Source organism: Actinomycetospora sp. CA-084318 (assembly GCF_050955885.1).
Lineage (GTDB): Bacteria > Actinomycetota > Actinomycetes > Mycobacteriales > Pseudonocardiaceae > Actinomycetospora.
Genome location: NZ_CP192099.1, coordinates 12,977 through 37,937, shown reverse-complemented (window position 1 = coordinate 37,937; position 24,961 = coordinate 12,977). Strand labels below are relative to the sequence as shown.

Annotated in this window: 26 protein-coding genes; 14 read left to right on the top strand and 12 right to left on the bottom strand. The window is 74.4% G+C overall.

Going from position 1 to position 24,961, the window contains the following annotated elements; genetic code table 11:
- From ACQPYX_RS30055 to ACQPYX_RS30025, 7 genes are all read left to right on the top strand, one after another.
- Positions 1–277 (top strand): amidohydrolase family protein (locus ACQPYX_RS30055; protein ID WP_433803879.1); only part of this gene is annotated, 277 nt, incomplete at its 5' end.
- Positions 274–999, top strand: a complete 726-nt coding sequence (locus tag ACQPYX_RS30050; RefSeq protein WP_433803878.1) for an iron-sulfur cluster assembly protein — start codon at positions 274–276, stop codon at positions 997–999. The genes ACQPYX_RS30055 and ACQPYX_RS30050, both read left to right, overlap by 4 nt.
- Before the next feature lie 50 nt (positions 1,000–1,049).
- On the top strand, positions 1,050–1,688 hold the full coding sequence (locus ACQPYX_RS30045; protein WP_433803877.1) for a hypothetical protein: 639 nt from the start codon (positions 1,050–1,052) through the stop codon (positions 1,686–1,688).
- Positions 1,685–1,957: a hypothetical protein gene (locus ACQPYX_RS30040; protein ID WP_433803876.1), complete on the top strand. Its 273-nt coding sequence runs from the start codon at positions 1,685–1,687 to the stop codon at positions 1,955–1,957. Before ACQPYX_RS30045 ends, ACQPYX_RS30040 begins: the two co-directional genes overlap by 4 nt.
- Before the next feature lie 3 nt (positions 1,958–1,960).
- The gene (locus ACQPYX_RS30035; protein ID WP_433803875.1) at positions 1,961–2,467 is read left to right on the top strand and encodes a bifunctional nuclease family protein; all 507 of its coding nucleotides are present in this window, start codon (positions 1,961–1,963) and stop codon (positions 2,465–2,467) included.
- Positions 2,467–3,678, top strand: a complete 1,212-nt coding sequence (locus ACQPYX_RS30030; protein WP_433803874.1) for an Nramp family divalent metal transporter — start codon at positions 2,467–2,469, stop codon at positions 3,676–3,678. Before ACQPYX_RS30035 ends, ACQPYX_RS30030 begins: the two co-directional genes overlap by 1 nt.
- Before the next feature lie 130 nt (positions 3,679–3,808).
- Entirely contained in the window at positions 3,809–5,617 is a 1,809-nt protein-coding gene (locus tag ACQPYX_RS30025; protein WP_433803873.1) for a sigma-54-dependent Fis family transcriptional regulator, read from the top strand.
- On the opposite strand, the gene ACQPYX_RS30020 is transcribed toward ACQPYX_RS30025, so the two are convergent.
- Positions 5,598–6,542 carry an IclR family transcriptional regulator gene (locus ACQPYX_RS30020; RefSeq protein WP_433803872.1) on the bottom strand — a complete coding sequence of 315 codons (945 nt, stop codon included), beginning with the start codon at positions 6,540–6,542 and terminating at the stop codon, positions 5,598–5,600. The genes ACQPYX_RS30025 and ACQPYX_RS30020 overlap by 20 nt on opposite strands.
- A 164-nt stretch (positions 6,543–6,706) precedes the next feature.
- Between ACQPYX_RS30020 and ACQPYX_RS30015 the strand changes: the two genes are divergently transcribed.
- From ACQPYX_RS30015 to ACQPYX_RS30005, 3 genes are all read left to right on the top strand, one after another.
- A complete protein-coding gene (locus ACQPYX_RS30015; RefSeq protein ID WP_230749710.1) occupies positions 6,707–6,886 on the top strand; it encodes a PspC domain-containing protein in 180 nt (59 codons plus the stop codon).
- Positions 6,887–6,998: 112 nt separating this feature from the next.
- Positions 6,999–7,409, top strand: coding sequence for a hypothetical protein (locus tag ACQPYX_RS30010; RefSeq protein WP_433803871.1), 411 nt, complete (start codon positions 6,999–7,001; stop codon positions 7,407–7,409).
- A gap of 62 nt (positions 7,410–7,471) precedes the next feature.
- The gene (locus ACQPYX_RS30005) at positions 7,472–8,338 is read left to right on the top strand and encodes a slipin family protein (protein ID WP_433803870.1); all 867 of its coding nucleotides are present in this window, start codon (positions 7,472–7,474) and stop codon (positions 8,336–8,338) included.
- On the opposite strand, the gene ACQPYX_RS30000 is transcribed toward ACQPYX_RS30005, so the two are convergent.
- The 3 genes from ACQPYX_RS30000 to ACQPYX_RS29990 form a co-directional block, all read right to left on the bottom strand.
- A complete protein-coding gene (locus ACQPYX_RS30000) occupies positions 8,326–8,511 on the bottom strand; it encodes a DUF1707 SHOCT-like domain-containing protein (protein WP_433803869.1) in 186 nt (61 codons plus the stop codon). The genes ACQPYX_RS30005 and ACQPYX_RS30000 overlap by 13 nt on opposite strands.
- 94 nt (positions 8,512–8,605) lie before the next feature.
- A complete protein-coding gene (locus tag ACQPYX_RS29995; protein WP_433803868.1) occupies positions 8,606–9,829 on the bottom strand; it encodes an RNA polymerase sigma factor in 1,224 nt (407 codons plus the stop codon).
- On the bottom strand, positions 9,826–10,188 hold the full coding sequence (locus ACQPYX_RS29990; protein WP_433803881.1) for a YciI family protein: 363 nt from the start codon (positions 10,186–10,188) through the stop codon (positions 9,826–9,828). The genes ACQPYX_RS29995 and ACQPYX_RS29990 overlap by 4 nt, the downstream gene beginning before the upstream one ends.
- An 83-nt stretch (positions 10,189–10,271) precedes the next feature.
- On the opposite strand from ACQPYX_RS29990, the gene ACQPYX_RS29985 reads away from it, so the two are divergent.
- Positions 10,272–10,688, top strand: a complete 417-nt coding sequence (locus tag ACQPYX_RS29985; protein WP_433803867.1) for a YybH family protein — start codon at positions 10,272–10,274, stop codon at positions 10,686–10,688.
- Positions 10,689–10,719: 31 nt separating this feature from the next.
- Complete coding sequence (locus ACQPYX_RS29980; RefSeq protein ID WP_433803866.1) at positions 10,720–11,070, top strand: DUF3040 domain-containing protein; 351 nt, start codon at positions 10,720–10,722, stop codon at positions 11,068–11,070.
- 3 nt (positions 11,071–11,073) lie between these two features.
- Here the strand turns inward: ACQPYX_RS29980 and hrpA are convergent, their stop codons facing one another.
- Both hrpA and ACQPYX_RS29970 read right to left on the bottom strand, forming a co-directional pair.
- Positions 11,074–15,114: an ATP-dependent RNA helicase HrpA gene (hrpA, locus tag ACQPYX_RS29975; protein WP_433803865.1), complete on the bottom strand. Its 4,041-nt coding sequence runs from the start codon at positions 15,112–15,114 to the stop codon at positions 11,074–11,076.
- A gap of 73 nt (positions 15,115–15,187) precedes the next feature.
- Positions 15,188–15,676 carry an N-acetyltransferase family protein gene (locus ACQPYX_RS29970; protein WP_433803864.1) on the bottom strand — a complete coding sequence of 163 codons (489 nt, stop codon included), beginning with the start codon at positions 15,674–15,676 and terminating at the stop codon, positions 15,188–15,190.
- Positions 15,677–15,758: 82 nt separating this feature from the next.
- Here ACQPYX_RS29970 and ACQPYX_RS29965 point away from each other — a divergent pair, with 82 nt between their 5' ends.
- A complete protein-coding gene (locus ACQPYX_RS29965) occupies positions 15,759–16,187 on the top strand; it encodes a hypothetical protein (RefSeq protein WP_433803863.1) in 429 nt (142 codons plus the stop codon).
- A gap of 44 nt (positions 16,188–16,231) precedes the next feature.
- A complete protein-coding gene (locus ACQPYX_RS29960; protein ID WP_433803862.1) occupies positions 16,232–17,503 on the top strand; it encodes a 4Fe-4S dicluster domain-containing protein in 1,272 nt (423 codons plus the stop codon).
- 55 nt (positions 17,504–17,558) lie between these two features.
- Here the strand turns inward: ACQPYX_RS29960 and ACQPYX_RS29955 are convergent, their stop codons facing one another.
- The 6 genes from ACQPYX_RS29955 to ACQPYX_RS29930 all read right to left on the bottom strand — a co-directional run bounded on the left by ACQPYX_RS29955 (position 17,559) and on the right by ACQPYX_RS29930 (position 24,898).
- Entirely contained in the window at positions 17,559–18,029 is a 471-nt protein-coding gene (locus ACQPYX_RS29955; RefSeq protein WP_433803861.1) for a CoA-binding protein, read from the bottom strand.
- Entirely contained in the window at positions 18,029–19,327 is a 1,299-nt protein-coding gene (locus ACQPYX_RS29950; RefSeq protein WP_433803860.1) for an O-acetylhomoserine aminocarboxypropyltransferase/cysteine synthase family protein, read from the bottom strand. Before ACQPYX_RS29950 ends, ACQPYX_RS29955 begins: the two co-directional genes overlap by 1 nt.
- Positions 19,328–19,379: 52 nt before the next feature.
- Positions 19,380–19,877, bottom strand: a complete 498-nt coding sequence (locus tag ACQPYX_RS29945; protein WP_433803859.1) for a hypothetical protein — start codon at positions 19,875–19,877, stop codon at positions 19,380–19,382.
- A gap of 196 nt (positions 19,878–20,073) precedes the next feature.
- A complete protein-coding gene (locus ACQPYX_RS29940; protein ID WP_433803858.1) occupies positions 20,074–21,216 on the bottom strand; it encodes an acyl-CoA dehydrogenase family protein in 1,143 nt (380 codons plus the stop codon).
- On the bottom strand, positions 21,216–22,910 hold the full coding sequence (locus ACQPYX_RS29935; protein WP_433803857.1) for an acyclic terpene utilization AtuA family protein: 1,695 nt from the start codon (positions 22,908–22,910) through the stop codon (positions 21,216–21,218). The genes ACQPYX_RS29940 and ACQPYX_RS29935 overlap by 1 nt, the downstream gene beginning before the upstream one ends.
- The gene (locus ACQPYX_RS29930; RefSeq protein WP_433803856.1) at positions 22,907–24,898 is read right to left on the bottom strand and encodes an acetyl/propionyl/methylcrotonyl-CoA carboxylase subunit alpha; all 1,992 of its coding nucleotides are present in this window, start codon (positions 24,896–24,898) and stop codon (positions 22,907–22,909) included. The genes ACQPYX_RS29935 and ACQPYX_RS29930 overlap by 4 nt, the downstream gene beginning before the upstream one ends.
- Positions 24,899–24,961: the final 63 nt, after the last annotated feature.

Here is a 24,961-nt window from a genome sequence, read left to right as displayed (position 1 = left end):
GGGCGAGCTGCTGTTCTGGGTCGGCGAGGACAAGATGACCTTCGGCTCCGACTACAACATCTGGACGCCGAAGTGGCAGGTCGAGGGCTTCGTCGACTGGAACTACCCGGACTCCGAGGACTTCGCCGACTACCCGCGCCTCGGCACGGACGGCAAGAAGAAGATCCTCGGTCTGAACGCCGCGAAGCTCTACGGCATCGAGGTGCCGGCGGAGCTGCAGCTGTCCGCGGGCGAGGGCGCCCAGCTCGTCGACGAGCGCGAGGTGGCCCAGGCATGAGCATCTCCTTCCTCACCCGCCCGACGTCCGAGGAGGTCGTCGGGCGGGTGTGGGAGGCGCTGCGCACCGTGCGCGACCCCGAGCTCGACGCCGACGTCGTCTCGTTGGACTTCGTGGGGTCGGTCGAGATCGCCGAAGCCGAGACCGGCCCGGTCGCCCACGTGACGCTCCGCCTGCCCACCTACTTCTGCGCGCCGAACTTCGCCTTCCTCATGGTCGCCGACGCCTGGGACGCCGTGTCCACGGTCGACGGGCTCGTCGACGTCGAGGTCGTGCTCATCGACCACTTCGCCTCCGACGCCATCAACGCCGGGGTCGCCGCCCGCGCGGGCTTCGTGCACTCCATGGCGGGCAGCGAGGTCGGCGAGGCCGTCGCCGAGCTCCACGAGCTGCGGCGCACCTTCACCGAGCGGGCCCTCATGGCCGGCACCGACCTCGTGGTGCGCCCCCTGATGCGGGAGGGCGCGACCCCGGAGCAGGTCGCCGCGATGACCCTCGGCGACGCCCCGCCGTCGGCCGACCTCGAGCGCCTCCGCGCCCGTCGTCGGGAACTCGGCATCCCGGCCGGGGACGGCGACCCGCTCGTGGTCGACCCGTCCGGCGCGACCGTCGGCGTCGAGGCCCTGCCGTTGCACCTGCGCAAGGCGCGCAGCTACCAGGTCGGGGTGGACGCCAACACCAGCATCTGCCGCGGCCAGCTCGCCGTGCGCTACGGGCTGTGACGCCTCCGGTCCTCCTCCACCACCACTGACCGTCAAGGAGGGATCGCGTCGTGACCGACGTGGCACCACGCACCGTCCGCCGGATCGGGTCGCCGGCGGCCGCCGCTCTCGCCGACCTCGCCGCCATCTTCGACGACCTGCAGACCGTCCTGCTCTGCTGCGAGCGCCTCGTGACCGAGCTCCGGCCCGGCCTGGCCAAGCAGCTCGACGAGACGGTCGTCGAGGCCCTGTGGACCACCGCGCTGATCTCCTACTCGCGCTGCTTCGCGGGTGGCGAGCGGGGCATGGGACTCACCGAGGACGACGTCGAGGGGCTCGAGCTCAAGGGCGAGAAGCTCGCCTGGCACCGCATGCTCCGGCGGCTGAAGAAGCACTACGCGGACCCGGCCGCCAACCCGCGGGAGACCTTCACCGTGGGCGTCGCGGTCGCCGACGGCACCCCGGCGGGCGTCGCGATCACCTCGGCCCGCCAGGACCTCGTCGACGAGCAGACCGTGCGGCAGACCGGCGCGCTGGCGTTCGCCCTGTCCAAGCTCGTGGACGCCCGGATCGCCGAGCACCAGGCCACCGTCCTCGAGGGCGCCCAGGCGCTCTCGGCGAAGGAGCTGGAGACGCTCGACGAGATCGAGGTGACCGGCGACGGCGCCCCGCCGCCGCGGCCGGAGGACGAGGACGGGGCGTCGTCGTGAGCGGCCCGGAGGCGGTCGAGAAGTTCAATCCCTGGTCAGTGGTGCACCTCGTCTTCGACCACCTCGCGGCGCAGGGTCTGCACCCCGTGCTCGGGGAGGTGGGGGATCCGTCGGAGCCGGCGGCCGAGCTGCTGCGGGCGATGGGGATCACCCCCGGTGACCCGTCCTGGGCCCGCGGCCAGGACGCGGAGCAGATCCAGGACCAGCTGGCCGAGATCCGGGCGCTGTTCGACCCGGTGGACGGTGCTCCGAGCGCCGGCGAGCGCTGAGCCGTGGAGGAGCTCCACCTCGTCACGATGGTGGTCCATCGGGTGACCCGCGAGCCGCTGGCCGTGCTCGCGGACGCCGACGAGGACCGCTGCCTGGTGGTGGCGGTCCGGCGGCCCCAGGCCGAGGTGATGGCCGCGGGACCGCACCCGGCGCGGGACGACGACACCCGGCTCACCCAGGACGTCGTCGCCGACGTCGCGGCGGCCCTCGGGCGCTTCCTCACCGGCGCGGTGATCACCGACCTGGTCGACGACCGGTTCCGGGCCGAGCTCCGGCTCGACGACGGCACGGCCGTGCCGGTGCGCCCCAGCGACGCGCTGGCGGTGGCGATCCGTGATGCACTACCCGTCTCGGTCGCCGATCACGTGATGGCGGAGGCCGGCCAGTCCTGGCGCGAGCTGCAGGGCGACCAACCGCATCCCCAGAGCGTGGAGGTGGACGAGATGCGAGCGTTCCTCGACCAGGTGACGCCCGACGACTTCCGCTCCGAGGAGGGCGGCGACCGGTGATGTTCCGCCGTCCGCCGGTGGCCCTGGCCGGCCCGGCGTTCATCGCCTCGGTCGCCTACGTCGACCCCGGCAACGTCGCGACCAACTCGGTCGCCGGCGCGACGTCGGGCTACGCGCTCGCCTGGGTGGTCGTCGGGGCCGGGCTGATGGCGATGCCGGTGCAGTACGTGGCCGCCAAGGTGGGGATCGCGTCGGGGCGCAGCGTGCCGCGCGCCGCGAAGGAGACGATGAGCCGCCCGGTGCGGATCGTCATGTGGCTCCAGGCCGAGATCGTCGCGATGGCCACCGACGTCGCCGAGTTCCTCGGCGCCGCGGTCGGCCTGCAGCTGCTGTTCGGGCTCGGGCTGCTCGAGTCCGGGATCATCACCGCGGTCATCTCGTTCGGGGTGCTCGCCCTGCAACGACGCGGCCACCGCCCCTTCGAGGTGGGGATCATCGCCTTCCTGGCGTTCATCGTCGTCGGGGTGGCGTTCCAGCTGTTCTCCGTCGGCGTGGACCCCGGCGGCCTCGCGGCCGGGATGGTGCCGCACCTCGCCGACTCCACCCAGCTGGCGCTCGCCGTCGGGATCGTCGGCGCCACCGTCATGCCGCACGCCATCTACGCCCACTCGGCCCTCACCGCAGGTCGGGTCCGCGGGACCGGGCGGGCGGGCCGGGCGCGGCTGCTCGGCTTCCAGCGCACCGAGGTGATCGCCGCGCTGTCGGTGGCGAGCCTGGTGAACCTGTCGATGCTGCTCATCGCGGCCGGCGTGTTCAGCGGGACCCCGGCGGCCCCCGGGGTCGACGGCCTCGAGGCGGCCCACGCGGGCCTCGGTCAGCTCGCCGGGGGCGCCGTCGCGCTCGCGTTCGCGGCCACCCTGCTCGCCAGCGGACTCTCGTCGGCCGCCGTCGGCACCTACTCCGGGCAGGTCGTCATGGAGGGCTTCGTCGACGTCCGGCTGCCGCTGGTGGTCCGCCGGTTCGTGACGATGCTGCCCGCGCTGGTCCTGCTCGCGGTGGGGGTCAGCCCGACGACGGCGTTGGTCGGCAGCCAGATCGTGCTCTGCTTCGGGATCCCGTTCGCGCTCTACGCGCTGCTCCGGGTGGCCCGTGACCGGCGGCTGCTCGGCGACGAGGCGATCGGCCGGAGGATGCAGGTGGTCCTCGGCGCCATCAGCGCCGTCGTGATCACGCTGAACGTCGTGCTGATCGTGGACACCGTCCTCGGGTGAACACCGGGTGTCTCGGATCGAGACGCCGGAGGAGTTCACCGTGGGCCGGATCACCTCTAGCATCGCCGGTTGCGCATCCAACGACGGCGGCCGGGCGCCGGCGCCGGGCAGCGCGGCGGCGAGGTGGCCCATGAGCGAGCACGGTGGTGTGCACCTCGACCGTGCCCGCGAGCGGTTCCTGGGCGGCGACGGCGCGCTCGACACGGGGGTCCGGCCGGAGATCGTGCGGTCCTGGGAGCGGTCGCTGCGGGCCGGGGTCGACGCCGAGGAGCTGTCGCTGCCCTTCGACCCCGACCTGGACTTCGACGGCAGCCTCGTGCACTGCGCCCGGCCCGTCCTCGACGACCTCGCCGAGCGGCTCTCCGGGATGTCGGTGGCCGTGGTGCTCTCCGACGCCGACGGGCACGTGCTCGACCGCCGTGTCGGCGAGGGCGAGCTGCAGCGCCGCCTCGACGCGATCTCGCTCGCCCCGGGCTTCAGCTACGCCGAGGAGTTCGCGGGCACCAACGGCGTCGGCACCGCGCTCGAGGGCAACAGCCCCGCGATGGTGATCGGGGCGGAGCACTTCACCGACCGGCTGCGGGCCTTCGCCTGCGCGGGCGCCCCCGTGCACCGGCCGGGCGGCGGGCTCGCGGGCATCCTCGACGTCACCTGTCTCGCGGCCGAGGCGAACGACCTCATGCGGTTCCTCGCCCAGCAGGCCGCGCGGGACATCGAGGAGGTCCTGCGCGAGCGCGGCGGGGCCGGCTCGCGGGCGGTCATGGCGGCCTTCCGGGCGGCGTGCGCCCGCGTCCGCGGCCCGGTCATCGCGCTCGCCGACGACTTCGTCATCGCCAACCGGGCCGCCGACGACACGCTCACCGCGGCCGACCGGGACCTCATCGCCCGGTTCGCCGCGGAGTACCGCCGCGCCGGCCCGAGCGAGGAGCGGGCGCTGCTCGACGACGGGCCGGTGCGCCTGCTGCTCACCCCCGCGCCGGCCGACCGCCCGGCCGGCGTGATCGTCGAGGTGGTGCGCAGCCGGAGCACGCTGCGGCTCGCGACCGGGGGCTCCGGCCACCTGCCGCGCACGGCGACCACCTCCACCCTGCCGGGACCCGTGGGGCACCGTGAGCGCCCGCTCGCCGGGCTGGCCGGCACCACCCGCTCCTGGCGCTCGACCAGCGCCGCGCTCCGGACCGCGGCGACCGCGTTGCGCAGCACCCTCGTGCTCGGCGAGACCGGGGTGGGGAAGCTCGCGGCCGTGCGGGCCGCCCACCGCGAGATCCGGCCGGCGGCCCGGCTGGTCGTCGTCGAGGGCGACGGGGTCGACGCCGCCGAGGACCTCGCCGCCGTGACCGACGACCTCGGCGAACCCGCGACCGTGGTCGTCCGGCGCGCGCAGAGCCTCGACGAGAACGGGGCGGACGCGCTGGCGGAGCTGCTCGCCGACGTCCCGTCCCAGACGTGGGTCGTCGCCCTCGTCACCGGCGACGCCGTGCCGAGCGGACGTCCGGTGCAGGCGGTGCTCGGGGCGTTCGAGGGCTCGGTGGTCGTCGAGCCGTTGCGCCGGCGACCGGAGGACGTCGGCCCCCTGGTGGACTCGCTGCTGACGCGGCTCGCCCCCGGGCGCCGGGTCCGCTGCACCCCCGAGGCGCTCGCGCTGCTCGGCGGGGCGCGGTGGCCGGGCAACGTCGCGCAGCTCTCCGACGTGCTGCGCCGGGCCCTCGCGGCCCGGCCCGCGGGCGACATCGAGGCCGGCGACCTGCCCGCGGAGGTCGCGGTGCACGGCACCCGCCGACGCCTCACCCCGCTCGAGACCGCCGAGCGGGACCTCATCGTGGCCGCGCTGATCGAGGCGCGCGGCAACCGCGTGCAGGCGGCCGCGGCCCTCGGGATGGGCCGCGCCACGCTCTACCGCCGGCTGCGGGCCTTCGGCATCACCGACGTCGGGCGCTGAGCCCGCGACCCGCGCGCCGACGGACGGTCCGGGCCCGACGACGGGCGTGGCCCGGCCCGGGACCCGGCTCCGGCTCGTCGTCGTCCTCCTCGGTGCCCGCGGCCCACTGCCGCGCCGCGTCCCGGGCGACCCCCACGACGTCCGCCAGCAGCTCCTCGGCGTGCGCCGCGAGCCGGCGCGAGGAGCAGGACAGGCCGAGCGCGACCGTGGAGGTCCCCGACGGCGAGGTGATCGGGGCGGCGAGCGTGCCGAACCCGCGGGCGTACTCCTCCTCGTCGCGCGCCCAGCCCTGCCGCGCCACGAGTTCGAGCTCGGCGCCGAGCCGCACCGGACAGGTCACGGTCGACGGGGTGAGCGCGGCGAGCGGCTCGGCGGTGACGGCGTCGCGGTAGGTCGGCGAGGCCGCGAGCAGCACCTTCGTGAAGGCGAGCCCGTGGGCCCGCTCGGGCGGCACGTGGGTGTCCAGCCCGGGCAGCCGGGCGAGGCCCTGGTGGCCCCGGACGTCGGACACGCTGGCGACGAGGGTGCCGGTCCGGCGGACCAGGTACGCGCGCTGCCGGGTGCGCCGGTAGAGCTCGGTGACCGCCTCGGCGAGCACGGCGCCGGGGGCGGGGTCGCCCGGCCCGAGGTCGCCGGGGCCGGCGGGGACGGCACCCCCGTCGGACGTCCCGGACGCCTCCTCGGCGCCCCACGCGCCCCAGGGCGGCGCCGACCCCAGGACGCAGCGGCCCGCGTCGTCGCGTCGGGCGAAGCCGGCCTCGCACAGCGTGTTCACCATGTAGCGCGCGGTGGCGGGGCTCTTCCCGAGCCGTTCCCCGATCTCGGCGGCGGACAGGCCCTCGGGATGGTCCCCGAGCAGGCGCAGCGCCCGCAGGACCATCGCCGCCGTCTTCAGCGACCGCGCACCCGACGTGTCCTCGCTCACAGGTCCCGACCCTAGGGAGGACGCGCAGGCGCGCCTGTCTCAGTTCGGGACAGGGCGTGTCTCAGGGGTGACCCCGAGCGATCCCGGGGTCGGGCACCCAGGCGGTGTCCCGGACGTTGGACGACCGTGGGGTCCGAACCCGACACCGAGCGAGAGGAACCACCATGGCCGTCATGACCCGCCCCCGCGAGGGCGCCTGGATCGGCGGGGTGTGCGCCGGCCTCGCGGCCCGCTTCGGCGTCTCCGCGAACCTCGTCCGCCTGCTGTTCGTGCTCTCCTGCCTGCTCCCCGGCCCGCAGGTCCTGATCTACATCGCGCTGTGGGTGATCATGCCGCGGCGCTGACCGGCGGGGCGGGATCTCGATTCTCAGCCGATTGTCAGGCTGTGACCAGCCTGTGTGTCGGTTTCGTCCGGATCGTGGGTGGTATCGCCGTTTGACCCGGGGAGGTCCCTCCGTGAGCGCCGCCGCACCCACGCCCGAGCCGACGGGCCTGTCCGAGTCCCAACTGCGGGTCCTCGACGAGCTCGCGGCCCACGAGAACGCCGCCGACCCGGGCTACGTGCTCCGGATGAACGCCCCGGTCCGCGCGGTCCCCGACGAGGGCGTCGACGCCTCCGCCGTCGCCTCCGCCGACGGGCCCGCCGAGGTGCGCGGCGCCGCGGTCGCGCGTGGCCGGCGGCGGGACGTCGTGGTGCAGCTCGCGGTCGTCGCCGTGATCGTCGCGCTGGTGCTGCCGCTCGCGTGGACGGTGGCCCTCCTGCTGACCGTCGCGCTCGTGGTCGGCCCCACCTACCTCGTCTGGAAGGCCCTGCGCGACGGCGGTCTGGAGCCGCCCACGCCGCGGGCCGACCCCGACCGCCCGTAGCGGCACCGACGCGAGACTTCGCCGTCGGGTGTCCACCGGCGGCACGAGGAGAGGAGACGTCCATGGAACTCCTGGTCGTCCTGCTGGTGGTGGCGGCCCTGGTCGTGCTGACGACCGGTGGCGCCGCCGTGCACTCCGTGCAGCAGTACCAGCGCGGCGTGGTGCTGCGCTTCGGGCGCCTGCTGCCGAAGGTCCGGGAGCCCGGGCTGCGGGTGATCGTCCCGTTCGTCGACCGGATGACGAAGGTGCCGGTGCAGACCACGGTGCTCGACGTGCCGTCCCAGAACGCGATCACCCGCGACAACGTGACCATCGGGGTCGACGCGGTCGTCTACTTCAAGGTGACCGACCCGGTGCGTGCGGTGGTGAACGTCGACGACTACCTGCGGGCCACCTCGCAGGTCGCCCAGACCTCGATGCGCTCGGTGATCGGCCGGGCCGACCTGGACACGCTGCTCGCCGACCGCGAGCAGATCAACGGCGAGCTCCGCGCCGTGATCGACGCGCCCACCGAGGACTGGGGCGTCAGCATCGACCGGGTCGAGATCAAGGACATCGCGCTGCCCGAGGGGATGCGCCGCTCGATGTCGCGACAGGCGGAGGCCGAGCGTGACCGTCGCGCCCGGGTCATCAGCGCCGAGGGCGAGCTGGAGGCCTCGGAGAAGCTCACGCAGGCGTCGGAGCGGATGAGCTCGGCGCCGGGTGCGCTGCAGCTGCGGCTCCTGCAGACGGTGACCGACGTGGCGTCGGACAAGAACTCGACGCTGGTCATGCCGTTGCCGGTGGAGCTGCTGCGCTTCCTGGAGCGCGGTGCCGGGGCGACGGCGTCGAGCACCACCCCGGCGCCCGACCGGACGCACACCGACGAGGAGCTGGCGGAGATCACCCGGGCGGCGCTCACGCCCCCGGAGGCCACTCACCAGAGGTGACCGGGGAGGTCCCTCGTCAGCTCGGTGAGCTCACCACGGGTCGTCGCGGCGTAGGCCGCGGCGACCCGTTCGTCGTACTCGGCCACGGTGAGGCGGCCGTGCTCCATCGCCCGGTCGAGCCGCTCCACGGTCAGGTTCCGTTCGGCGTCGGACGCTCGCACCCCGTCGGCCATGGGTCTCATTCTGCCGGTGCCGGCCCACGCCCCGTGATCAACGGACCCTCATGGGGCTCGCGGTCCGTCCGCCGGCCCCGTGCGGGTCCGGTGATCAACCGCACCCGTCGACCCGCGACGCGCGGTCGAGCAGGTAGGCCCGCTCGGGGCCCGAGGACGTGCGGCGGGCCGCCTCCCGGTAGGCCGCCACCGCCTCCTGCGGGCGACCCGCCGCCTCCGCGAGGTGGGCCCGGACGGCGGGCACCCGGTGGTGGCCGCGCAGCTCGGACACGTCGAGCGCGTCCAGTTCCGCCAGTGCCGCGGCCGCTCCGTGCACCTCGGCGAGGGCCACCAGCCGGCCGAGCCGCGCCATCGGGTCCGGCCAGAGCCCGACCAGGGTGTCGTAGAGCGCGAGTACCTGCGGCCAGTCGGTGTCCTGCGCCCGGCCGGCCTCGGCGTGCACGGCGGCGATCGCCGCCTGGACCGTGTAGGGCCCCGGGACCCCGTCGCGCAGCACGTCGGTGACCAGCGCGGTCCCCTCGGCGATCCGCGCCGCGTCCCAGCGGGTCCGGTCCTGCTCGGCCAGCGGGACGAGCCCGCCGTCGGGACGGGTCCGGGCCGCACGGCGGGCGTCGGTGAGCAGCATCAGGGCGAGCAGCCCGGCCGCCTCCCCGCGCTCGGGGTCGCCGCGCAGCGCCGCGACCAGTCCCCGGGTCAGCCGGATCGCCTCGTCGGCCAGTTCCGTGCGGTGCAGCGCCTCGCCCGCGCTGGCCGTGTGCCCCTCGGTGAAGACGACGGACAGGACGGCGAGCACCGCCGGCAGCCGTTCGCGGCGCTGCGCGGCGTCGGGAGCGGCGAAGCTCCGCCCCAGCTCGGTGAGCTTCGCCTTGGCCCGGCTGATCCGCTGCGCGACGGTCGGTTCGGGCAGCAGCAGCCCCCGGGCGATCTCCGCGGTGGTCAGGCCGCCGACGGCCCGCAGCGTCAGCGCGACCTGGCTCGGCACGCGCAGCGCGGGATGGCAGCACAGCAGCAGGAGGGTCAGCGTGTCGTCGGCCGGGTCCACCGGGTCCGGCGGGTCCACCGGCTCGCGCCGCGCGTCGTTCTCCTCCCGACGACGCCGGGCCACGTCCCGCCGGTAGGCCTCCACCAGCCGCCGGGAGGCCGTGGTGACCAGCCAGCCCGTCGGGTTGTCGGGCAGCCCCTCCTCGGCCCAGGTCCGGGACGCGGCGAGCAGCGCCTCCTGCAGCGCGTCCTCGCAGGCGTCGAAGTCGCGGTGCCGACGCACCAGCACCCCGAGGGCGGCCGGGGCGGCCGCGCGCAGCGCGTCGACCGGGGTCACAGGTCCCAGCCGGACATGTCCAGCACCGGGCGGACCTCCACCAGCCCCCACACCGCGTCCGGGACCCGCGTTGCGATCTCCTCCGCGCGTGCGGCGTCCGCGACGTCCACCAGGTAGAAGCCCGCGAGGTGCTCCTTGGTCTCCGCGAACGGCGCGTCGGCCACCACGGGCCGCCCCTCGGCGGTCGACACCCACCGGGCGAGCGCCGGGTCGGCGAGCCCCTCGGACGCGAGGAGCTCCCCCGAGTCGGCCAGCTCGCGGGTGAGCGCGAGGTGGTCGACCCCGAACCGCGCGCGCTGCTCGGGCGTGAGGGACTCCCAGCGCTGCGCGAAGTGCGGGTTGGAGTGCAGCAGGATCATGAACTTCACGACGAGGGTCCTCCCGGCTCGCGACGTCTTCCGCCCGACTGTCGAGACGGCGCCCGCGGTCTCGACAGCCGGACATGAGCACCCGCGAGATTCTCGCCGTCCTGTCCGAGGCCCACGCCGCGATCGCCGCCGGCGACGCCGGACGGGCCCTCGCCCACACCGCGCCCGACGACGTCGTCTACGACCTCGCCCCGCCGCTGGTCCAGCGGACCGGCACCACGGAGCTGGCCGCGTGGATCGCCTCCTTCGCCGCGCCGCCCGTGCTCGCCCACCACGACCCGGTGGTCCACGCGGACGGCGACGTCGCCTTCGTCCACGCCCTGACCTCGATGACCGGCGACAAGGGCGGCGAGTTCACCCTGTGGTTCCGGTCGACGATCGGGCTGCGGCGCATCGGGGGCCGCTGGCTCGTGGTGCACCGGCACGAGTCGGTGCCCTTCCACATGGACGGGTCGTTCCGGGCCGCGGTGGAGCTCGCGCCCGTTGTGTGACGGCCGTCGGGCGGGCACAGTGTGACGATCAGTGGACAACGACGTCCCGGAGCGCGACATGCACACCCCGTCCGACCCCGCGCCGCTCACCGGTGAGGAGCAGGCCGTCCTCGCCTCGATCTCCGACCACGAGCACCGCACGGACGCCCGGTTCGCCGAGGCGCTCGCCGGGGGCGTGCCGCCCGAGCACCGCCGGCCGCGGCGGACGCGGACGATGGCGCTCGTCGGGGTCACGGCCGTCGCCGCCGCCCCGCTCGTGCTCCCGTCCGCCTACGTGCTGGCCGTCGCGGCGGTGGCGCTGCTCGTCGTCGTGCCGACCGGACTGGTGGTGTGGGCGATGCGGCAGGGCCGGGTCGACCCGGACGCCGACCGGCCGGCCTGACCGTCACCCGAGGGCGGCCATCGCCTTCGTGACCCGCTGCTCGGAGATCGAGCCGGCGGTGCCGACCTCCTGGGCGAACTTGCTGACCCGGAGCTCCTGGAGCATGACCCCGACCGCGTCCCAGCCGTCACGGTCGAACGTCCGGGGCTCCTGCGCCGCGGCACGCCGGCGGGTGCGGTAGGTCGTCTCGACGGCGTGCACCTCGGCCATCAGCTCGGCGTCCCGGCGTGGCGCCTCGGCCAGCTTGTCGAGCCGCTTCGCCGCGGCGCGCAGCCACCGGGCCACGTCGGGCAGGCGCTGCACCCCCCAACGCGTGACGAACCGACCCCCGACCAGCGTCGACAGCTGGTCGCGCACGTCCTCCAGCGCCGGGTCGAGCAGCCCGCTGCCGGGCCGTGACCGCAGCCGGTCGAGCGCGCCGCGGACCGTCCCGGCCTCGGCGAGCACGCTCTCGGCGCGCGTCAGCGTCTCCGCCGCGCCGGCGGGCAGGCGGGCCGCCACGTCGCCGCGGAGCTTCTCGAACGCCTCCGCGGTCCACACCGGGCCCTTCAGCGCGACGACGAGCCCGTCGACGGCGGCCGCGACGCAGTCGTCGGCGAGGTCGGCCACGTCGCGGTACTCCGACTCGGCCATCGCGCTCTTCAATCGCAGGGTGGCCCGGTTGTCCAGGGACCGCACCAGCGAGCGGGCTGGCGACGACACCGAGCGCAGCAGCAGCCGCCGGGTGCCGGCCCGCATCGCGTCCCGGGCCTCCAGCGCCGAGTCGAACACCCCGACGCCCACGGTCGAGCCCTCGTCGACCAACGCGAGGTGCGCGGTCACGGTCCCGCCGGCGCGCGACTGCTCCCGGGTGCGGGGCAGGTCCCCGATCTCCGCGAACGAGGTCAGCCCGCGCCGCTCCAGCCCGTCCGCGACCTTGGCGATGGCGGCCTTCGTCTCCTGCGCGTAGCGCCGGCGCAGGGATCCGAGGTCACCGCCCGAGGCGACCTCGGAGCCGTCGTCGCGAACCACCCGGAACGTGAGCCGCAGGTGCGAGGGCAGGCCGGACACGTTCCACGCGTCGACCGGGACGTCGACGCCGGCGAGCCGCTTGACCGCTTCGGTCACGGCGCGCAGCAGCGACTCGCCCTCGGCGGGCCGCCGGTCGGCGGCGAGGCGCGCGAGCAGGGCGCGGGCGGTGTCCGGCGCGGGGACCAGGGAGCGGCGCAGCGGCTTGGGCAGCGTCCGGATCAGGGAGGTCAGCAGCTCCTCGCGCAGTCCGGGCACCTGCCAGGCGAGGTCCTCCGCGCGCACCTGGCCGAGCACGGCGAGCGGCACGGTGACCGTGACGCCGTCGGTGTCGGTGCCCGGCTCGAAGGCGTACGACAGTGGCAGCGTCAGTCCACCGGCCTGCCAGGCGTCGGGGAACGACCCGGCGTCGGGGGCCTCGTGGGCGAGCAGCGCCGCAGGGTCGAGGTCCAGCAACCCGGGGTTGCGGCGCGACTCCTTCTGCCACCAGCGGTCGAAGTGCCGCACCGAGACGACCGAGGCGGGCACGCGCTCGTCGTAGAAGCGGAAGATCGTCTCCTCGTCGACGAGCAGCTCGCGACGCGCGCGGCGCTCCAGCTCGGCGACCCGCTCGAGCTCGGCCGCGTTGCGGCGCACGAACTCGTGGCGGGTGTTCCAGTCGCCCTCGACCAGGGCGTGGCGCAGGAACAGCTCGCGCGAGAGCTCGGGGTCGATGCGGCCGAGGTCCACGCTGCGGTCCATGGCGAGGGGGACGCCGAACAGCGTGACGCGCTCCGTGGCGACCGCCGAGCCGCGCCGCTTCGACCAGCGCGGTTCGGAGTAGGTGCGGGTCACGAGGTCGCCCGCCGCCTCCTCGGCCCACCGCGGGTCGATGCCGGCGACGGTGCGCGCCCAGAGCCGGGAGGTCTCGACGAGCTCGGCGGCCATGACGAACGTCGGCGGCCGCTTCGCGAGGGACGAGCCGGGCCAGAGGGCGAAGCGGGCGCCGCGGCTCCCCTCGAACTCGGTGATCGGGCGGCGCTTCGGGCGCGGTTGGCCCTGCTTCGGCTTCGGGGGCTCCAGGGCCAGCCCGAGCTGGGAGAGCAGGCCGGTCAGCAGGGCCTGGTGGACCCGGTCGGCGAGGTCCTTCGTGATCTCCTCGGCCGGCTGGTTGCGGGTGAGGCCCAGCTCGTCGGTCAGCTGACGGAGCTGCGCCGCCAGGTCCTGCCACTCCCGGATGCGCAGGAAGTTGAGGTACTCCGCCGCGCACTGCTTGCGGAACCGGTTCCCGGTGAGCTCCCGCCGCTGCGTGCGGACGTGCTCCCACAGGTGCAGCCACGAGAGGAAGTCCGAGCGCGGGTCGGCGAAGCGGGCGTGCGCGGCGTCGGCCTCGGCGGTCTTCTCGGTCGGACGCTCCCGGGGGTCCTGGGCGGACAGGCCGGCGGCGATGACGGTGACCTCGTGCAGACAGCCGAGCCGGTCGGCGGCCAGGATCATCCGGGCGATCCGCGGGTCGACGGGGAGGCGGGCCAGCGACCGCCCGACGTCGGTCAGCCGCGTCGCGTCGCCGTCGACGATGGCGCCCAGCTCGGTGAGCAGCCGCACGCCGTCGCGGACCGCCGCGCGCTCCGGCGGGTCGACGAAGGGGAACTCCTCGACCGGCCCGAGCTTCGCGCCCGCCATCTGCAGGATGACCGAGGCCAGGTTGGTGCGCTGGATCTCGGGGTCGGTGAACTCGGGCCGCGCGTCGAAGTCGTCCTCGGCGTAGAGCCGGATGCAGATGCCGTCGGCCACGCGACCGCAGCGTCCGGCGCGCTGGGTGGCCGAGGCCTGCGAGATCTTCTCGATCGGCAGGCGCTGCACCTTCGTGCGCTGGCTGTACCGCGAGATGCGGGCGTAGCCCGGGTCGATGACATAGCGGATGCCGGGCACCGTCAGCGACGTCTCGGCGACGTTGGTGGCGAGGACGATGCGCCGCTTACCGCCCCGACTGGGCTCGAAGACCCGGTGCTGCTCGGCGGCGGAGAGCCGCGCGTACAGCGGCAGCACGTCCAGCGGGTCGGTGGGGGAGTCCGGCAGCGCGTTCAGGGCGTCGGCCGTGTCCCGGATCTCGCGCTCCCCGGCGAGGAACACCAGCACGTCGCCCGGGCCCTCGCGGCGCAGCTCGGTGACCGCGTCGAGGATGCCGTCGAGCTGGTCGCGCTCCTCGGCGCCGCCCCTCCCCGTCGCTCCGCTCGCCCCGCCGGGCTCGTCGGGATCGACCAGCGGCTCGTACCGGATCTCCACCGGGAAGGTGCGGCCGGAGACCTCGATGATCGGGGCGTCGCCGAAGTGCGCGGAGAAGCGCTCCGGGTCGATCGTCGCCGAGGTGATGATCACCTTGAGGTCGGGGCGGCGCGGCAGCAGCTGGGCGAGATAGCCGAGCAGGAAGTCGATGTTGAGGCTGCGCTCGTGGGCCTCGTCGATGATGAGTGTGTCGTAGCGGCGCAGCAGCCGGTCCTGCTGGATCTCGGCGAGCAGGATGCCGTCGGTCATCAGCTTGACCAGCGTGTCCTCGCTCGCCCGGCTGGTGAACCGCACCTGGTAGCCCACGACGTCCGAGTCGGCGGTGCCCAGCTCCTCGGCGACCCGCTCGGACACCGTCCGCGCGGCGACCCGCCGGGGCTGGGTGTGGCCGATCGTGCCGGTGACCCCACGGCCGAGCTCGAGGGCGATCTTCGGCAGCTGCGTCGTCTTGCCCGACCCGGTCTCGCCGGCGACGACCACCACCTGGTGGTGCTCCAGGGCCTCCTTGATGTCGTCGACGCGCGCCGAGATCGGGAGCTGCTCGGGGTAGGAGACGACCGGGACCGAGGCCCGGCGGCGCTCCAGGCGCTGCTCGGCGCGCTCGACGTCCGCGGCGATCTTCCCGAGCGTCCCTTCCCGCTTCTCCTCGTCCTCGATCCGCCGGGCCCCGTCGAGCCGGCGGGCCAGCCGGTGGGAGTCGGCGCCGCCGAGCGCGCGGACGCGGCGCTGCAGCTCGGTGGTCTCGGCGCTGGCGGTGGTCGCTGTGGTCACTCCGGTCCCGGGGTCGATCGGCTCGGACCTCCCATTGTCCCCTCCGCCGCGACTGCTTTCCCGACGACGGGTGTCACAACGCCTGCTTGAACCCCACGTGGCTCGCGGTGAAGCCGAGCCGCTCGTAGAACCGGTGGGCGTCGGTGCGCTCGACGGCGCTCGTGAGCTGCACGAGCCCGCAGCCGCGTCGTCGGGACTCCTCGACGGCCCAGCGGATCATCCAGGCGCCGACCCCGCGACCCCGCTGCGAGGCCGCCACGTGCACCGCCTCGATCTGCCCCCGCCACGCGCCGCGGCGGGCGAGCCCGGGGAGGAACGAGAGCTGCAGGGTCCCGACGACCTGCCCCGGGTCGCCCTCGGTCGCGACCACCAGCAGCTGCGCGGGATCGGCGTCGATGCCCGCGAACGCCTGCTCGTAGTCGGTCAGGTCGCCCTCGCCGGAGTCGCCGCGCGCCGCGGACACCGGGTCGGCGCCGAACAGGGCGGCCAGCGCCGGGACGTCGTCGGCGGCGGCGCGGCGGAGAACGATCTCGCTCTCACCGAACTCACACCGTACGAGCACGCTGCGACCCATATTGTCCTTTCAAGTGTTCGCGTTCGCAATCAGCGGGTACGCGATCCCATCGATCACGAGGGGGACCACCATGGCCCACACCACGGGCACCCTGCCCGCGCAGCGCACGTCCGACGCGATCCTGACGACGTTCCGGGTCTTCGCGGTCCTGACCGTCGTGAGCCTGCTCTGGCAGTTCGTGACGGCGGGTGAGCTCGTGACGCGTGGCAGCACGTCCGCCGAGTCCTTCGAGGGGCTGCACTCGGCCGGGGCGATCGTCCTGCACGTCCTCTCCGGCATCGCGATGATCGCCGCGTTCGCACTCTGGCGGCTGCGGGGCGCGGCGCTGTGGCCCGCGGTCACCGCCCTCGTCGTGTTCCTGCTGACGTTCGTGCAGGCGTACTTCGGTGGGGGCCGCACGCTCTACATCCACGTCCCCGGCGCCATGATCCTCACGATCGGCGCCGTGGTCGTCGCGGTGTGGGCGTTCCTGCCGACCGCGCGGGCCGGGCGCGTCTAGAAGCCGTTAGCACGGGGCAATCATCTCCTCGGAGGTGGTGTCCCGTGTCACGTGGTGTTCTCGGGCGGCTGTCCCTGCGGTTGGCCCACGAGGTGCTCCATCGCGCCGAGCCGGTGATGGGCCGGCTGGTGCACCCGCAGCGGTTGCCGTGGCTGGGCCGGCTCCCGGCGATGCCCGAGGTCGGGAGCCTGCGCTCCCCCGCCCGGCCGTGGGCGCCCGTCGTCGGGGAGGCGCCCGGGGAACTGCGGACCCAGCCGGGGATCGGGCGGCTTCCCGACGACGAGGACCGCGCGGCGAGGGAGCGCCCGCTGCACTCCTTCTTCGCGCTGCACGCGGACGCGGTGGCGGTCGTGTCGGGCCACCTGTGGCCGGCGCTGGTGTCGGTCGCCCCGAGACTCGTGCGCTCGACGCAGGCGCTGGTCGCGTCGCGGGCCGAGCCGGTCGGGGCGCGGGTCGAGGAGGACCCGGCGGCGCTGTCCGCGGCGCTGCGCTCGGAGGCGACGGCCCTCGGGATCTCGGCGGTCGGCGTCACCGCGTACGACCCGCGCTACCAGTTCGCGGAGTTCCGTACCGGCGACGAGGTGGGCGACCGCGTGATCGTCTGCATCCTCGAGCAGAACCACGACGCGACCCGGCGCATCCCGTCGGAGCGCTCCGAGCAGGCGGCGCTGTCGACCTACGCGCAGCTGCAGGACCGGCTCGTCGGACTCACCCGCTGGCTGCACGCCCGCGGGTACACCGCCCGTGCCGAGAACTACATCGGCGAGTCGATGTTCATCCCGTACGCGGTCGCTGCCGGGCTCGGCCAGCTCGGGCTCAACGGTCAGCTGCTCACCCCGCACGCGGGTTCGCGGTGCCGGATCAACGTCATCCACACCGACGCGCCGCTGCCGTTCGACGAGCCGGTCGACTACGGCCTGGAGGGGGTCTGCGACCGCTGCCAGGCGTGCGTGCGCCGGTGTCCGGTCGGCGCGATCCCGGCGCAGCGGCGCGAGCACCGCGGGATCGTCAAGGCGAAGCTCAACACGAAGCGGTGCCTGCCGATCGTCACCCAGGCGGCCGGCTGCTCGGTGTGCATGAAGGTCTGTCCGGTGCAGGCCTACGGGCTGCCTGCGGTCCTCGAGGAGTACGAACGCTCCGGCGAGATCCTCGGGACGCACACCGACGCCCTCGAGGGCTACGACTGGCCGCTCGACGGCCGCCACTACCCGCCGGGGGAGAAGCCGCACGTCCCCGCGGCCATCGTGCGTCCCGCGGGCTACGCCTTCGACCCCGACCGGGTCGACCCGCCCTCGGGACACCCGGTGCTGGGGTAGGTGCTCCGCCTGTGAGTACTTCTCCGTGCCTGAACACGGAAATGTACTCACAAGCCTATCGGCGCTTCGCGCTGATCACCCCGGTGTTGAAGCCCGCGAGGTGCAGGCCGCCGTGGAAGCGGGCGTGTTCGACCTTGAGGCAGCGGTCCATCACCACGGTCAGCCCGGCCTCCTCGCCGCGGCGCGCGAGGTCCTCGTCGTAGAGCCCGAACTGCAGCCAGAACGTCGTCGCGCCGGCCTCGATGGTCGCGTCGAGCACCGAGGGCAGGTCCTCGGGCCGGCGGAAGACGTCGACGAGGTCGGGCACGACGGGGAGCTCGGCCAGCGACGGGTAGACCGGCTTCCCGAGGATCTCGGTGGCGTTCGGGTTGACGAAGTAGACGTCGAAGTCGGTGCTCGACAGCAGGTAGGTCGCGACGAAGTTCGAGGCGCGGGCCGGGTTCGCCGACGCGCCGACCATCGCCACGCTCCTGGTGTCGCGCAGGATCTGCTGGCGGTCGAGTGCGGTGGGTCCGTCCCAGCTCATCAGGCCTCCTTCGTGGCCGCGGTGAGGGCCTGGTCGAGGTCCCACAGGATGTCGTCGACGTCCTCGATGCCGACGCTGATCCGGATCAGGTCCGGGCGCACCCCGCCCTCGCGGAGCTGGTCCTCGGAGAGCTGCTGGTGGGTGGTCGAGGCCGGGTGGAGCACGAGCGTGCGGGCGTCGCCGATGTTGGCGAGGTGGCTGCACAGCTGCACCGACTCGATGAAGCGCCGCCCGGCCTCGCGGCCGCCCCGCACGCCGAACGCGAACACCGCACCCGGGCCCTGCGGCAGGTAGTGCCGCGCACGCTCGTAGTGCGGGTGGCTCGGCAGGCCGGAGTACCGGACCCAGTCGACCCGGTCGTCGGCCTCGAGCCACTCCGCGACGCGCTGGGCGTTCGCGACGTGGGCGGCCATCCGCTGCGGCAGCGTCTCCACGCCCTGCAGCAGCAGGAACGCCGAGTGGGGCGACAGCGAGGCGCCGATGTCGCGCAGCTGCTCGGACCGCAGCTTCGTCAGGAACCCGTACTCCTGGAAGTTGCCCCACCACGAGAGCCCGCCGTAGGACGGGATCGACTCGGTCATCTGCGGGAAGTTGCCGTTGCCCCAGTCGAACCGGCCCGACTCGCAGACGACGCCACCGAGGGTGGTGCCGTGCCCGCCGAGGAACTTCGTCGCCGAGTGGATGACGATGTCCGCGCCGTGCTCCATCGGCCGGCACAGGAACGGCGTGGCCGTGGTGGCGTCGATGATCAGCGGGATGCGCGCCTCGTGCGCGATCGCCGCCAGGGCTTCGACGTCGGTGACCTCGCCGGAGGGGTTGGTGACCATCTCGGCGAACACGAACCGCGTCTCCGGGCGGATCGCGGCGCGGAAGGCCTCCGGGTCGTCGCCCGGGACGAAGGTGGTGTCGACCCCGAAGCGGCGCAGCGTGACGTCGAGCTGGGTCACGGTGCCGCCGTAGAGGCTGGCCGCACTGACGACGTGGTCGCCCGCGCCGGCGAGGCACGCGAAGGTGAGGAACTCGGCGGCCTGCCCGGACGCGGTGGCGACCGCGCCGAGGGCACCCTCGAGGCTCGCGATGCGCTCCTCGAACGCCGCGACCGTCGGGTTCGCGATGCGGCTGTAGATGTTGCCGTACTTCTGCAGCGCGAAGAGGTTCGCCGCGTCCGCGGTGTCCTCGAAGACGAAGCTCGTCGACTGGTAGATCGGGACCGCCCGGGCGCCGACGGCCGAGTCGGGCACCGCGCCGGCGTGGACCGCGCGCGTGGCGAAGCCCCAGGGTCGTTCCGCGTTCTCCACGTCCGCCGTTCTACACGCCGGGCCCGACGACGTCAGTCCGGATCGATCTCCGTCACCGTCGCGCCGCGAAGTACTCGCTCGACGGCCGCCGGAACAGGAACACGAGGTAGGCGATCAGCACGAGGCCGGAGACGACCTGCAGGACCGTCCCGAAGCCCCCGGCGGCCGCGGGTACCGGACTGACCAGGGCGGTGGCCCCGGTGGCGAGGGCACCGAGGGCGCCCAGCGCGGCGAGGACCACGGTGGCGGTGCGCGCCCAGGAGACCCCCGCGCGCATCCTGACGCCCATCCAGGCGAAGAGGGCCACCACGGCGACGGTGACGACGAGCCCGACGAGGGCCACCGGCCCCGACGCCCGCTCGGCGGCGGCGAGGGTCTGCGGGTCGGCCGGCGCGCCCAGGCTGCGGAAGTAGGCGGCGTAGTCCTCGGCGCTGGGCGGGAACAGCACCGCGAGGACCTGCCCGAGGAGGTAGAGCGCCAGGGCGACGGTCCACAGGACGTACGCGGTGCGGATCGTCGACGGCTCGGCGGGGGCGAACGGGGCATCCACCCGCCGGAAACTAGATCATTCGGCGGCTTCCTGGGCGCGCTTCTCGTCGGCGTCGGACTGCTCGTCGAGGATCTCCTCGCGGGCCTGGGCGATCAGGCTCCGGACGGTGTCGTCCTGTGGCTCGGTCATGGGCCCAGGCGTACCCCGTTCCGCAGCCGTCCGCACATGGATCACCCGCACCGACCCGTCGTCGGGGTCACATCCCGTGCATGGTGGCGAGGACGCGCAGCATCACCTCGTCGGCGCCGCCGCCGATGGACGTGATCCGCATGTCGCGGAGGAACCGGGCGGTCCACGTCTCCTCCATGTAGCCGATCCCGCCGTGGTACTGCAGGCAGGTCCGGGCCACGTCCTCGCAGAGCCGCCCGATCGCGAGCTTGGCGATCGTCGCGAACCGCGAGGTGTCCTCGCCGCGCTCGTAGGCCTCGGCGCACGCGTAGTTGTAGTGCCGGCACAGGTCGACGCGGGCGTAGAGCTCGGCGAGCTGGTAGGCGAGGTACTGGTTGTCCATCAGCGTGCCGCCGAAGGCGCGGCGCTGCTTCAGGTAGTCACGGGTGCGGTCGAGGGCGCGCTCGCAGGCCCCGACGCGGCCGTAGCAGGCGACCATCCGCTCGTTCTGGAACTGCGCCATCTGCTGCTGGAACCCGCGACCGATCGTGCCGATCGTGTTCGCCACCGGCACCCGGACGCCGTCGAAGGCGAGCTCGGCGGTGTCCGAGCAGCGGTTGCCGAGCTTGTCGAGCGTGCGGGACACGCGCAGGCCCGGCGTGTCGGTGGGCACCACGATCTGGCTCATCCCGCGCGCCCCGCCCTCGTCGGAGGTGCGGGCGAGCAGGCACAGCCAGTCCGCCTGGACGCCGTTGGTGATGTAGAGCTTGGCGCCGTCGATCACCCAGTCGTCGCCGTCGCGGGTGGCGCGGGTGCGCAACCCGGCGACGTCGGATCCGGCGTCCGGCTCGGTCACGGCGATCGCGGTGACCATCTCGCCGCGGATCGCGGGCGCGAGGTAGCGCTGTTTGAGCTCCTCGGAGCCGAAGCGGTGCAGCGACGGCGTCGCCATGTCGGTCTGCACCGCGATCGCCATGCCGACCCCGGCCGCGTCGCACCGCCCGATCTCCTCGGCGAACACGACGGCGAACAGGTGGTCGGCGCCCTGGCCGCCGTAGGCCTCGTCGTACTCGAGCCCGAGCCAGCCGAGCGCGCCGAGCTTGCCGAACAGCTCGTGCGTGGGCATCCGCCCGTCGCGCTCCCACGCGTCGACGTACGGGTCGATCTCCCGCTCGACGAACGCCCGCACGGACTTCCGGAAGGCGGTGTGCTCCTCGGTGAACGCGACCATCAGGGGATCAGCTCCTCGGGGACGTCGACGTGCCGGGCCCGGACGAACTCGGCGAGGCCCTTGGCCTGGGCGTCGAGGGACAGGTTGTCGGCGACGCCGCGCCCGAGGAACCCGACGACCGTCACGCCCACGGCGCGCACGGTCGGCAGGGCCCATCGACGCAGATCGCAGCCCTCGGCGTCGGGTCCGAGGAGGTCGGCGACGAACGGGTCGGTCCAGGCGCCGGCCAACCAGGCGTGGGCCGCGTCGGTGCGGGCCCAGAGGCCGAGCGTGGCGTTCCCGCCCTTGTCGCCGGAACGGGCGCCGACGACGCGGCCGAGGGGGACGCGGCGGGTGCTGCCCGGATTCGTGAGGGGACGATGCGAGCGCTCTTGTGGCACCAGGGTTCCCCTCACGCGGGAGGGGGCGCGTGCCGCGACCTCCCGGCTCGTCCCACCGACCGTCACCCGCTGCGGCACCTCGGCGGCGGGGAGGAACACCGGACGGAACACCGAGGCGGCCGAACCCGGCCCCGGCGGGCTCGTCGCGAAGCAGCCCGGGTAGCTCCCGAGGGCGGTCTCGACGGCCGCGCGCGGGAGCCGGGCGACGGCGCGCTGTTCCCCGGCGACGGCGATCCGCAGGAACGAGACGGCCTCGGCGAGCCGCTTCGGGTCCTCCCGGTCCCCGCGCACCAGCGTCGTCTCGACCCGCTCGAACGTCTCCCGGGGGACGGCCGTCCACAACGCGTCCAGCGCGAGCTGCGCCTTCGCCTCGACGTCGAGCCCGGTGATCACGAGCGTGATCTCGTTCCGCCACCCGGCCGGCACGATCGCGCCGACCTTGACGGTGTCCGGCGGCGGCTCCCCGACCGTTCCGGAGAGCCGGACCCGGTCCGGCCCGTCGTCGTGCAGGGAGACGGTGTCGAACCGGGCGGTCACGTCCGGCGTGGGGTAGCGCGGCCCGTCGATCTCGTAGAGCAGCTGGGCGGTGACGGTCTCGACGGTCACCGCCCCTCCGGTCCCGGACGGCTTCGTGATCACCGCCGACCCGTCCGCCGCGATCTCGGCGATCGGGAAGCCGGGACGGCGCAGATCGGCGATCTCCGCGGCGAAGGAGAAGTTGCCGCCGGTCGCCTGCGCGCCGCACTCGATGACGTGGCCCGCCGCGGTGGCCCCGGCGAGGGCGTCGAGGTCGTCGACGGTCCAGCCGTGCCGGTGCGCCGCGGGCCCGACCACGACGGCGGCGTCGGTGACCCGCCCGGTGATGACGACGTCCGCGCCCGCCGCGAGCGCGGCGACGATCCCGCGGCAGCCGAGGTAGGCGTTCGCGACGACGGGGGCCTCGTCCAGGTCGGCGGCGACGCGGTCGGTGACGTCGTCGCCGTCGACCACCGCGATCCGCGCGCCGGTCCCGAGCGCCTCGACCGCCTCGGCGCAGCCGTGCGGGTTCAGCCCGCCGGCGTTGGCGACGACGGTGATCCCGGCGGCCAGGCAGTCCGCGAGTACGTCGGCCATCTGCCGGACGAACGTCGCGGCGTAGCCGGCGGCGGGGTCGCGTTCGCGCTGCCTGGCCAGCAGGCCCATCGTCAGCTCGGCGAGCCAGTCGCCGGTCAGGACGTCGACGTGCGCGCGGCCCTCGCGGTGGGCGTCGACGATCTCGCGGGCCGCGGCGAGGCGGTCCCCGAGGAATCCGGAGCAGTTGGCGATCGCGATCATCCGGCGGCGCCCAGGGTCACCAGCGTCGCGTGCGCCTCGACGTACTGCCCGACCTCCACGTGCACGGTCTCGACGACGCCGTCCGCCGCGGCCAGCGCCGGGTGCTCCATCTTCATCGCCTCCAGCACGACGAGCTTCTGCCCCGCGCGCACCTCGTCGCCCGGCGCCACGAGCACCTCGACGACCGTGCCCGGCACCTCCGAGACCGGTCCGCCCGCCGTGAGCGCGGCGTCGGCGGCGGGCAGGCGGGGCGCGAGGTGCCAGGTGCTGCTGCGGGTCCCGTCGTCGACGTGGATCTCGTCGCCGTGGATCCCGTCGCCGTGCCGGGCGACCCGGCACCGGCGCTCGACCCCGTCGTCGTCGACCCGCACCGCGTCGGGTCCCAGGTCGCGCAGCCGCAGGGGCGTGCCGTCGAGCTCGATCGTCGTGTCGCCCGCGGCGGCGCCCAAGCGGTAGGTGACGACGCGCCCGTCGTCGAGCACGACCCGAGCCGGCGGCGTGCGGCGCAGGAGCCGGAAGCCGGGCGGGGCGAGTGGGTCGTGCGCGCGGTGGGCCGCGGCGGTGCAGGCGAGGGCGGCCGCGAGGTGGGCACGGGGCGGCTCGGGCGGGGTGCGCAGGTCGGCGTGCCGCTCGAGGAAGTCGGTGCGGGTGGCGCCGGCGAGGAAGTCGGGGTCCGCGAGGATCCGGACGAGCAGGTCGCGGTTGGTGGTGACGCCGTGGATCTCCGCCTCGGCGAGTCCGGTGGCCAGGCGGCGGGCGGCGGCCGCGCGGGTCGGGGCGTGCGCGATCACCTTGGCGATCATCGGGTCGGAGAACGCGCTGACGGTGCCGATGGCGCCCACCGCGTCCTCCCAGCGCAGGTCGTCGCCGTGGACGTAGCGGTGCAGCGGACCGGGGGAGGGACGGTCGTCGCGGGCCGGGTCCTCGGCGTAGAGCCGCACCTCGATCGCGTGGCCGTGCGGCGCCAGGTCGGCCTGGGTGAACGGCAGCGGCGCGCCCTCGGCGACCGCGAGCTGCAGGGCGACCAGGTCGACGCCCCACACCTGTTCGGTCACCGGGTGCTCGACCTGCAGGCGGGTGTTCATCTCGAGGAAGAAGAACCCCTGTCGTGGCAGCGAAGCGTCGTTGCCGGCATCCAGTGGCAGGGAATCCACGTCGTCGAGCAGGAACTCCACCGTTCCCGCCCCGACGTACCCGAGCTGCCGCGCCAGCGCGACCGCCGTCGTCCCCATCCGCTCCCGCAGCTCCGGCCCGACGACGGGTGACGGCGCCTCCTCGACGACCTTCTGGTGCCGCCGCTGGATCGAGCACTCGCGCTCGCCGAGGTGCACGACGTTCCCGTGGGTGTCGGCGAGCACCTGGATCTCGACGTGCCGCGGCGCCTCGAGGAGCCGCTCGAGGAACACCGTGTCGTCGCCGAAGGAGCGCTGCGCCTCGGCGCGGGCGGAGCGGACGGCCTCGACGAGGTCGGCGGCCCGGTCGACGCGCCGCATCCCGGTCCCGCCGCCCCCGGCCGAGGCCTTGACGAGCAGCGGGTAGCCGACGGTGTCGCCCGCCGTCGTGAGGTCGGTGTCCGCGCCGACGAGCGCGTCGGGCAGCGTCGGGACACCGGCCGCGCGCGCGATGTCCTTCGCGGTGTGCTTGACGCCCATCGCCTCGATCGCCTCGGGCGGCGGTCCGACCCAGATCAGCCCCGCCGCAGTGACCGCGCGGGCGAACGCGGCGTTCTCGGACAGGAAGCCGTACCCGGGGTGCACGGCGTCGGCTCCACCACGGCGGGCGGCGTCGAGGATCTGCTGCTGGTCGAGGTAGGTCTCGGTCGAGGTCGAGCCGCGGAGGGCGACGGCGGCGTCGGCGTCGGTGACGTGCGGGTCGTGCGCGTCGGGCTCGGAGTACACCGCGACCGTGCGGATGCCCTGGGCCCGCGCCGCGCGGATCACGCGGCGCGCGATCTCGCCGCGGTTCGCGACGAGCAGGGTGCGGATCACGGGTGCTCCTCGGGTCGGAATCGACGGTGTGGCTTTTCCTGTCACTGGGTGCAAGCAGTGACG

What these genes read in the sequence shown, in the direction of transcription:
- ACQPYX_RS30050 (WP_433803878.1), top strand. Translation starts at nt 274, where the DNA reads ATGAGCATCTCCTTCCTCACCCGCCCGACGTCCGAGGAGGTCGTCGGG.
- ACQPYX_RS29955 (WP_433803861.1), bottom strand. Translation starts at nt 18,029, where the DNA reads ATGAGCTGGGACGGACCCACCGCACTCGACCGCCAGCAGATCCTGCGC.
- ACQPYX_RS30005 (WP_433803870.1), top strand. Translation starts at nt 7,472, where the DNA reads ATGGAACTCCTGGTCGTCCTGCTGGTGGTGGCGGCCCTGGTCGTGCTG.
- ACQPYX_RS30030 (WP_433803874.1), top strand. Translation starts at nt 2,467, where the DNA reads ATGTTCCGCCGTCCGCCGGTGGCCCTGGCCGGCCCGGCGTTCATCGCC.
- ACQPYX_RS30025 (WP_433803873.1), top strand. Translation starts at nt 3,809, where the DNA reads ATGAGCGAGCACGGTGGTGTGCACCTCGACCGTGCCCGCGAGCGGTTC.
- ACQPYX_RS29940 (WP_433803858.1), bottom strand. Translation starts at nt 21,216, where the DNA reads ATGGTCGCGTTCACCGAGGAGCACACCGCCTTCCGGAAGTCCGTGCGG.
- ACQPYX_RS29935 (WP_433803857.1), bottom strand. Translation starts at nt 22,910, where the DNA reads ATGATCGCGATCGCCAACTGCTCCGGATTCCTCGGGGACCGCCTCGCC.
- ACQPYX_RS29965 (WP_433803863.1), top strand. Translation starts at nt 15,759, where the DNA reads ATGGCCCACACCACGGGCACCCTGCCCGCGCAGCGCACGTCCGACGCG.
- ACQPYX_RS30015 (WP_230749710.1), top strand. Translation starts at nt 6,707, where the DNA reads ATGGCCGTCATGACCCGCCCCCGCGAGGGCGCCTGGATCGGCGGGGTG.
- ACQPYX_RS29990 (WP_433803881.1), bottom strand. Translation starts at nt 10,188, where the DNA reads ATGATCCTGCTGCACTCCAACCCGCACTTCGCGCAGCGCTGGGAGTCC.
- ACQPYX_RS30000 (WP_433803869.1), bottom strand. Translation starts at nt 8,511, where the DNA reads ATGGCCGACGGGGTGCGAGCGTCCGACGCCGAACGGAACCTGACCGTG.
- ACQPYX_RS29985 (WP_433803867.1), top strand. Translation starts at nt 10,272, where the DNA reads ATGAGCACCCGCGAGATTCTCGCCGTCCTGTCCGAGGCCCACGCCGCG.